This is a genomic window from Marinomonas sp. THO17 (assembly GCF_040436405.1).
In the GTDB taxonomy this organism is placed as follows: Bacteria; Pseudomonadota; Gammaproteobacteria; order Pseudomonadales; family Marinomonadaceae; genus Marinomonas.
This window is the reverse complement of the sequence record NZ_AP031575.1, coordinates 110,586-119,544: the sequence shown is the minus strand read 5'-3', so window position 1 is coordinate 119,544 and position 8,959 is coordinate 110,586. Positions and strand designations below refer to the sequence as shown.

General features: G+C 43.6%; 9 protein-coding genes. 3 read left to right on the top strand and 6 right to left on the bottom strand.

Annotated elements, in window-relative coordinates; genetic code table 11:
* The first annotated feature begins 118 nt into the window (after positions 1 to 118).
* Together ABXS85_RS00575 and ABXS85_RS00570 are read left to right on the top strand one after the other, a co-directional pair.
* A complete protein-coding gene (locus ABXS85_RS00575) occupies positions 119 to 1,609 on the top strand; it encodes a SulP family inorganic anion transporter (protein WP_353668107.1) in 1,491 nt (496 codons plus the stop codon).
* Between the two features lie 26 nt (positions 1,610 to 1,635).
* Positions 1,636 to 2,487 carry a universal stress protein gene (locus ABXS85_RS00570; protein WP_353668106.1) on the top strand — a complete coding sequence of 284 codons (852 nt, stop codon included), beginning with the start codon at positions 1,636 to 1,638 and terminating at the stop codon, positions 2,485 to 2,487.
* A gap of 65 nt (positions 2,488 to 2,552) precedes the next feature.
* Here the strand turns inward: ABXS85_RS00570 and ABXS85_RS00565 are convergent, their stop codons facing one another.
* From ABXS85_RS00565 to ABXS85_RS00555, 3 genes are all read right to left on the bottom strand, one after another.
* On the bottom strand, positions 2,553 to 3,008 hold the full coding sequence (locus tag ABXS85_RS00565; protein WP_353668105.1) for an NfeD family protein: 456 nt from the start codon (positions 3,006 to 3,008) through the stop codon (positions 2,553 to 2,555).
* 2 nt (positions 3,009 to 3,010) lie between these two features.
* The gene (locus ABXS85_RS00560) at positions 3,011 to 3,949 is read right to left on the bottom strand and encodes a stomatin-like protein (RefSeq protein WP_353668104.1); all 939 of its coding nucleotides are present in this window, start codon (positions 3,947 to 3,949) and stop codon (positions 3,011 to 3,013) included.
* A 412-nt stretch (positions 3,950 to 4,361) separates the two neighbouring features.
* On the bottom strand, positions 4,362 to 4,979 hold the full coding sequence (locus ABXS85_RS00555) for a methylamine utilization protein (RefSeq protein ID WP_353668103.1): 618 nt from the start codon (positions 4,977 to 4,979) through the stop codon (positions 4,362 to 4,364).
* Between the two features lie 111 nt (positions 4,980 to 5,090).
* On the opposite strand from ABXS85_RS00555, the gene ABXS85_RS00550 reads away from it, so the two are divergent.
* A complete protein-coding gene (locus ABXS85_RS00550; RefSeq protein ID WP_353668102.1) occupies positions 5,091 to 5,810 on the top strand; it encodes an AraC family transcriptional regulator in 720 nt (239 codons plus the stop codon).
* Here ABXS85_RS00550 and ABXS85_RS00545 read toward each other — a convergent pair.
* Genes ABXS85_RS00545 through ABXS85_RS00535 form a run of 3 tightly spaced genes read right to left on the bottom strand, consistent with a single transcriptional unit; the run spans position 5,794 to position 8,958 of the window.
* Positions 5,794 to 6,852 (bottom strand): ABC transporter substrate-binding protein, encoded by a 1,059-nt coding sequence (locus tag ABXS85_RS00545; protein WP_353668101.1) that lies wholly within the window; start codon positions 6,850 to 6,852, stop codon positions 5,794 to 5,796. The two genes, ABXS85_RS00550 and ABXS85_RS00545, sit on opposite strands and share 17 nt — an antisense overlap.
* Positions 6,849 to 8,312, bottom strand: coding sequence for a sensor histidine kinase (locus tag ABXS85_RS00540; RefSeq protein ID WP_353668100.1), 1,464 nt, complete (start codon positions 8,310 to 8,312; stop codon positions 6,849 to 6,851). The genes ABXS85_RS00545 and ABXS85_RS00540 overlap by 4 nt, the downstream gene beginning before the upstream one ends.
* Positions 8,275 to 8,958 carry a response regulator transcription factor gene (locus ABXS85_RS00535; RefSeq protein ID WP_353668099.1) on the bottom strand — a complete coding sequence of 228 codons (684 nt, stop codon included), beginning with the start codon at positions 8,956 to 8,958 and terminating at the stop codon, positions 8,275 to 8,277. The genes ABXS85_RS00540 and ABXS85_RS00535 overlap by 38 nt, the downstream gene beginning before the upstream one ends.
* Position 8,959: the final 1 nt, after the last annotated feature.

The following is an 8,959-nucleotide window of genomic DNA, read 5'->3' as shown; positions in this document are numbered from 1 at the left end:
TCTACTCATGACACTAAAAGTAGCTTTAGCAACAGGTTAACTTGACCTCATCTGCTCCTCAGCGTCTCTCTTAGCGGCAAAACTCTCATTGCTAAATACATACGACAGAAGGTAATAAATGATCGATTCGATAAAACGAGATTGGTTCTCAAATATAAAAGGCGATTCACTCGCTGGGACAGTGGTTGCCTTGGCCCTCATACCTGAAGCCATAGCATTCTCTATCATAGCAGGAGTAGATCCTAAGGTTGGTCTATACGCTTCATTCTGTATTGCTGTGGTTATTTCGTTTTTCGGTGGTCGTCCAGGTATGATTTCTGCTGCCACGGGTGCCATGGCCCTACTCATGGTAACCCTAGTAAAGGAACATGGCTTGCAATACTTGCTCGCTGCCACTTTGCTAACGGGGGTGTTTCAGATTATTGCCGGATACCTGAAACTCGGTAGTTTAATGCGTTTCGTCTCACGCTCTGTGGTAACAGGCTTTGTAAATGCTTTGGCCATTCTCATTTTTATGGCCCAGTTACCTGAGCTGACCAATGTCACTTGGCATGTTTATGCGATGACAGCTGTCGGCTTGGGTATTATTTACTTGTTCCCACTCATTCCTGTTATCGGTAAAGCCATTCCATCACCACTTGTGTGTATCGTTTTGTTGACAGCCTTTGCTATGACATATGGCTTAGATATTCGCACGGTTGGTGACATGGGCGAACTACCAGATACCTTGCCTGTTTTCCTATGGCCAGATGTACCACTAAACCTAGAAACCTTGTGGATCATACTGCCCTACTCCCTTGGTCTTGCTGTGGTAGGCTTATTAGAATCCATGATGACAGCCACTATTGTCGATGAATTCACGGACACAAAAAGCGATAAAAACCGCGAATGTAAAGGCCAAGGCGTGGCCAATATCACTTCTGGTTTACTGGGTGGTATGGCAGGTTGTGCCATGATTGGTCAATCGGTTATCAATGTTAAATCCGGCGGTCGTGGTCGTCTTTCCACCTTTATCGCAGGCTTCTTACTCTTAATTATGGTGGTTTTCTTAGACGAGTTAATTGGTCAAATTCCAATGGCAGCCTTGGTTGCCGTCATGATCATGGTGTCCATTGGTACTTTCTCTTGGGAATCCGTTATCAATCTGAAAAAGCACCCTTTGTCGACTAATATTGTTATGCTGGCTACGGTATCTATTGTGGTCTATACACACAATTTGGCGCTGGGAGTATTTGTTGGTGTACTACTCGCAGCTATGTTCTTTGCCAATAAAATTGGTCGCTTTATGGCGGTTAAAAAAGAGCAAGGCGATCATAAAGCCCATCGTAAATACAAGGTAATTGGCCAAGTGTTTTTTGCTTCTTCAGATCAATTTAATGGATCATTTGATTTTAAAGAAGCCGTTGAAAAGGTTACGATTGATCTATCTGATGCGCATTTTTGGGACATCACTGCCGTATCGGCTCTGGACAAGGTAGTGATTAAATTCCGTCGAGAAGGCGCAGAAGTGGAATTAATCGGCATGAATGAAGCCAGTGCCACCGTGGTCGATAAATTTGGCGTTCACAACAATCCAGAAGAAGTTGAAAAACTCATGGGTGGGCACTAATAAAAATCAAAAAAAGGAGTGCAATCATGAACAATGTCATCGCCTGTATTGATGGTTCATCTTTATCAGAACACATAACAGCCGCCTCAGTTTGGGCTGCTAAAAAATTAACCTGTCCCCTGATACTCCTGCACTCCTTGGAAAAAGAAGAAAGCCGGACAGAAGAAGATTTGTCCGGCTCCATCGGTTTTGGTAGCCGTGAACACCTATTAGAAGAACTGGTCGAATTGGATGCCAGACGCGCCAAACTGGCGTTAGAGCACGGTAAATTGATTCTCGACAAAGCGAAATCGTTTGCTCTGTCATCTGGAGCCAATCAGGTATCCCAGCTACAACGACATGGCGAACTGACTGAAAGCTTATCCGAGTTGGAAGAAGATACTCGCTTAATTGTACTTGGCCGATATGGCAGCAATCACAAAATGAATGCACACACCATTGGCTCTCACATTGAGAAAGTGGCCCGCAGCCAACACCGTCCAATTCTTATCACTATTGGAGAATTTGAAGCACCTCAAAATTTCATGATCGCATACGACGGTCGCGAGGCGGCTGATAATGCCATTACTCGTATTGCCAAAAGCCCTCTATTGTCAGGCTTACCTTGCCATTTGGTTATGGCAGGTGAAGACACACCTGAACGCAGAGGTAAACTCACACAAGCTCAAAACATACTAGAGAAGGAAGGCTTCCAAGTTACAAGCAGCCTATTACCGGGAAAAATCTACCCAGTTCTTACTCAGTATCGTGAGGATCACAATATCGAATTAATGGCGATGGGCGCTTACGCTCATTCCAAAGTGCGTCAATTTTTTGTCGGTAGCAATACCAGTAAAATGATCATTGAAAGCACTATCCCTTTACTCATCCTACGTTGATAATCTCAAAAAAAAACCAGACAAGATTTCATCTGTCTGGTTTTTTTTGATTACTTAAAGCCCTTTCAGTCAACGGGTTTGATGTGAAACACACCCACTTCCGCTTCAGTCACTTCAACTCGTGTTCCGACTTCAAGAGTCTGCGGACTAACCAGCTGCCATTTCACCCCTGAATAAGAGTAACTGGGTGACTCAGTAGCCGATACCCTATCTTGCAGTACAAACTGATGACCGACTAAATCCCCTTGCGCCTTTTTACTGCTTACATTGGCTTGCATGGCTTTCAATGGTCGCCACAAAAGCAAAGCGGCCACCAGTGTCAACACACCAGTGCTCATTAATGAGCTAAGCCAAGTATCTTGTATAACACCCAAGTACAAGAGTACGCTCGTTCCAATGGCTGCGACGCCAGCAAAAAATAAAAAGAAGGTAGCAAAGCCCAACACGGCGACTTCAATCACCAATAGAATCAAACCTATAACGAGTAGGCTTTGAGCTAAATTATCGGTGAAAAAACTCATCTTCAGTTACCTTTAGACATTTGCTGAATAATGCTAGTAGCTTGCGCAACTAAGGAAGAAGCGTCTGTTGCACCATCAGGCAACAATACCACAGAAGATTCTTTAGCAATGGCACGCTTTGCCTCAATGGCCTTGGTTGCTAGATCCAATTGAATGGCTTTTTGGCCTTCATCTGTCGCCGCCGCTTCACCCACTTTACGCAAGGCTTCAGCTTGTGCTTCTGCCACTGCAACAATGGCTTTGGCTTCACCTTCGGCACGTAAAACTTGCTCTTCTTTATCAGCCTCAGCCGCTAGAACAACAGACGCCTTTTCACCTTCCGCACGGTTAATCGCCGCTTGACGATCACCTTCAGATTCAAGAATCTGCGCACGCTTAACCCGCTCAGCCTTCATTTGCGCTTCCATGGCTTCCATCACAGAATGTGGCGGAACGATGTCTTTGATTTCGTAACGTAACACCTGAATACCCCAAGGACCAGCAGCCTCATTAATGGAAGATACTATGTTGGTATTCAACTGATCACGCTCTTCAAAGGTTTTGTCTAATTCCATTTTACCCAACTCTGAACGCATGGTCGTTTGCGCCAATTGCGTCACCGCAAAGACATAATTATCGACACCGTAAGTGGCTTTGTATGGATCCAAAACGCGAAAATACAAAACGCCGTCCACGTGCAGTGAAATATTATCCTTGGTAATCGCACTTTGCTCGGGAACATCAACAGCCTGTTCTTTTAATGAACGGTCTGCAGCCACACGATCAACAAATGGCACAATGAAATTTAAGCCTGCTTCTTTTGTCGATTGGTATTTGCCAAAACGCTCAATCAAAAAAGCGCGGTTTTGTGGCACAAATTTTATCGAACTCTTCAACAGCACAACCGCCAGAATAAGAACTAAAAATTGCACGCTTAATAAATAATGAAGAAGAATTTCCATCCTTTAGGTTCCTTGTTTGAAGCCAATGACGGCAGTTTAAAATCCAAGCATTGATTCTACAAAAATAGTGGATAATCGAACCAATACCGATAAATCAGTATAAAAAAGCAAATTTACTTTTCACGGATTCGCATTAAAGACATTGTTAATGAAGTCTCATTTATGCAGAAGAGCATCCTAGATGCAGTGTTACCATACTATAGGCCCATCTTAAACACCACGATGAGGCTTAAATTTATTATAAAACAATGGTTTGCAGGCGTTTTTTGGGCCAAATCTTAAAATATCTAAACTGATTTTGACTAACAGGATACAGGATAACAATTTATTTTGAATGTCGTTTCTGTATCTCGATCTGTAAATTTATCTGCTTATCCCCTTTGCCCAAAAATAAGGCCCATTCCCAAACACATTACCAATCATATACGCTGTCATGACCTTGATGATCTGACATCTCAAGAGCAGGGTACAATTCCAAACTGACACTTTGTTGTTTGGCTGATCCTACAGTGAAATTCTGTCTATGCTCCAAGCCAGCCACAAAACGATCACTCCAAATGGTGATCTCATCTCCTGCTTCAACTGGTAAAGTGACCCAACCTTTTTTATTACTTTTTACGGCAAATTGATTATCCGCCACTAAAATGTAACCAATCATATCATCATGAATATTACAGCCTAGAATTACTAAACCTGCTTTATCAAACTCAATGGGAGCAATATCAGAGCCTTTATATAACTTGATTTCAAAGCTTTTAGGCGCTGAGAAGCTGTAAACGTGATGACGAATATCATCACTATTAGGAAAACCTATCGACTGACCCTTTTGAATGACCGCCACACGTGGCACAAAAGCCGAATCTATTTGATCAATGATGGCATTTTGTTGTGGTGTGTCTACTTGCTTACTGGCTACCAATACCACAGCATCCGCCACTGGCTGTTGATCTTGATCCAAAATTTGCAATGCCACCTCGGCATGAACAGCCTGACAACAAAGCACCAACCACCCAATCCACAGGTTGCGCATAGATTCCCCTTTTGCTTTTCATGAGTTCAAGATAGAGTATCAGTCTACATAAGTTTGCATTAGTTCCCTAAGCGAGTCGAATCCAAGAGAAAAAGCATAAGGTAAAGTCATATGCGCGATGCCCTTGAAATCCTATCTTATCGAGATACTGCGAGAGCACATTTGCATCAGCACACACAAATTGTTTTGCCTCTTTCGGGCCAACTCAATCTGGAAGTCGAAGGTCAACAAGCCAATATTCAACTGGGCCAAGCCTGTATGATTTCCAAACAACAAGCGCATACTCATTTGGCATTAGAGGATAATCAATGCCTGATTCTTAATGCGCTCCCCGTTTGGGATGAAAAACTCATTAGCACAAAGGCTTTTATTGACTTAACACCGCAAGCACAAACCTACTTGCCTTTTCTTGCCAGCTTAGTAAAAGACAATGATAAGTTTCGCAAACAACAGGCTTTAGCGTTACTAGAGAGCTTACTCCCTATTCCTAATGAACATATTTTCAAGTCCGATCAGAGATTGCAAAAAGCGATTCATCTACTCAAACAGATTGAAAACCTAGAAATGAGCATTGCACAAGTCGCCCAAGAAGTGCATTTAAGCCAAAGCCAACTAACGGTATTGTTTAAGCGTCATTTACAGGTGACACCCAAGCAATACCAGAGAGCACAACAACTAAAGCAAGCCAAGTACTGGCTTCAACAGAGTAATAAAAGCTTAGAGCAAGTAGCCGAAAAAGTGGGATTGTCTAATGCCAGTGCATTGGTCCGTTTATTCCGCCAATACGAAAACACCACGCCAGGACAATATCGCCTCATTCCTGCTGATTAATCTCAAAGGCGATTTCCCAGTTACGGATGAAACGCTGTTGTTTTGCATAATCACGCCCTACCAATAATTGCTGATCCAACTCTATGATGCCGGTTGGTCCCGGTGCGCTCACCACAAATGGATCCTCTTTATTTTGCTCATCGGGTCGAATGGGAAAAAGCAGACCTTGTTGCTGCATCATAGCTTGTGCTTGGTCTGACAATAAAAAGTCAATAAATAAACCCGCATCCGTTGGATTAGGCGCACCTTTTGGAATCAAGGCGGCACGCATCAACATTAAGGTAAAATCTTTAGGCAGAATCATTTCTAACCTGTCATCGTCTTTTGCTCTTTGCGACGCATAAGAGCCCAACAAGTTATAACCCAACACCAGCTTACCATCAGCCACATCATCAATAATATTATGAGTACAACAATAGGTTTGCACATCATGACTGCCGAAGGCTTCTAACAAGCGTCCCCATGTTAAATCCGCCTGTCTGGCATCCTGACTGGCTAACAAATAACCAACTCCACTTTGGCGAATATCGTAGGTACCAATTCGCTTGGTCATCTCTGGGCCATATTGACGAATCGTCTGTAATAGGGATTGCCTGTCTTGAGGTAAAGGGCCTGGAAAGGCTTTTTTGTTCACCAGCATAACAATCGGCTCAAGCGAAAAAGCAAACAATTGATTACGCCATTTATAGTCGCTGGGCAAATTTTCCGTATTGGTCGATTCATAGGTTTGAGCATAACCATCGTTGACCAATTTAAAGTGTAAATCCATCGCACTGCTGATCGCCAAACTGGCTTCAGGGTTAGGCTGTTGGTCTATGGTGAGATAATACAATTCCAGTGTATTCACATCACGATACGCCACTCGGATGTCAGGATACTGCTCAACAAAACGCTGCAGAATCGGTTCAAATGAGCTTAAATCCAACGCCGAGTTAATCACCAAGACGCGCGATGCATTGGTTTTTCCAAACCATACCGTTGGCACTTCGGCCAACGTCTTAGAACAGGACATTAAAAAGCAAACAAACAGCAGGGTTCTCATTGACGGTGCTCCCGAAAGCCCTTCAGCTTTTCAATCTCGACTTGGAATGTGGTGCCTTTAGGCCGGGTATCCAGAATGCTGATGGTCGCGTGATGATAATCCAGAATGTCTTTTACCATAGATAAGCCCACTCCACTTCCAGCAATGTCATAGCGAGCGCGATAGAATCGTTCGAAGACCCTTTCTTTCTCATCATCGGCAATACCATCACCATAATCTATCACTTGGATTCGAAAGCTCTTCTCTGATTCTGTCACCATAACAATCACTTCTTTCTCTTCATCTCCTGCTTGACCACTATAACGTACAGCATTCTCAAGCAAATTTTGCATCATTTGCTGCATGGCAAAAGCGTCACCTAAAACCCAAGCTTGTGGCACCGACGCTTCAAAGGACAAATGTACCCCATGATGCAAAGCCGTTACTGCGTGTTCACGACAAGACGCTTTTATGGGGACCAGCAAATCAATCGCCTCTAGTCGATGGGTTTGTAAACGATGAGAAACCACCGCCTGATTCAATAACAAGGTGACCGTTTGGCTTAAATCATCACATTGTCTGACAATATTTTCTAAGGCAATATGTTGTTTTTCCGGGGAGGTATGATCGCGGGCATTCTCTGCTAGAGCCTTAAGACTGGCTAATGGAGTTCGCAACTGATGGGCTGCATCCGCGGTATAATTTTCAAGCTGCTCAAGGTTACTTTGCAAGCGCTCCATGAAGTGATTAATCGCCACTTTAAGATGATGAGTTTCTTTGGGTGTGTTCAATGTAATAGGGGTTAAGTCTCCCATGACCCGCTCTTCTAGGGCCCATTCAATACGATGCAAAGGACGCAACACCAAATGACTGCCGAAGATAATCAAGGCGATTGCCACCAAAGCAATAACGATCACCACCTCTAATGCCCGTTGCGTAATCGAAGTTGCCATGCGTTCACGAGAGAGACGCGTTTGACCCAGTAAAATTCGAACGGTTTGCGCACTTTCAGGGTCAGTAAGATGACGTTCTAACCAAGCGAAACGCACCGATTCACCGGAATACTCTTGATTATAAAACTGGATTTGATCTAATTCAGGGGGCTCTGGTGGAGTTGAAACTAAGCTTTCATAACCTGTGATAAAGCCTTGTTCCTGACTTTCCACCTTGTAAAACACTCTGTCTTCATCGGCTTGTGCTAGGGTGGCAAACGCCGACCAAGGAATATCCACGCTGATTTGGTTATCAATCAAGACAATATTTTCATCCATTTGCAGTAACGCACTGCGCAGCAAACGATCGTAAGATAAATCGGCAAGCTGACGACTGTAATCGAAAATCAAATTCACCGCGATAACAGCAATGACGCCTATCACTAAAACACCCGCAATGATGAATCGGAAGCGTAAAGAAGGCGCGTTTTTCAGCGCCTGCTTTTCTTCTTCACTCAGATTTTGCGGACTGAGTGATTTCTGCCACATAACCGATTCCTCGTAAGGTACTAATTCGCAAATCCCCCATCGCTAATTTTTTTCGTAAACGTCCAACATACAACTCAATAGCATTGGGCCCAGGTGTTTCATCAAAATTAAACAAATGATCGGTTATTTCGTCCTTACTCAAAACACGACCTAGATGGCCTAAAAAGATTTCCAACAAGCGAAACTCTCTGTTGGTAATGGCGGTGAGTTCATCATTGACAAACACTTGGCGACTGTCACGATTCACCCGAATATTACCATGTTCGGTAACATTCGCAGCATAACCTTGCTTTCGTCTCAACAAGGCGCGACAACGTGCTTCCAGCTCACCAAAATCAAAAGGCTTGGTCAGGTAATCATCGGCTCCGGCGTCCAATAAACGAATACGATCTTCAATTTGATCTCGCGCCGTTAAAATAAGCACTGGCGTATCGTCATCTCGCTGACGGAGTTTTTGTAAGAGTTGTAAGCCAGACAAACCTGGCAAGTTTAAATCCAAGAGTATCAAGTCGACTGCTTGATACTTAAGCATATGATCCGCTTGCTTGCCATCACAGATCAGATCTACTCCATGGCCAAGGCTGGTTAGCCTTTCACAAATTGCTTGTCCTAACACTTGCGTATCTTCAACCACTAAAATTCGCATA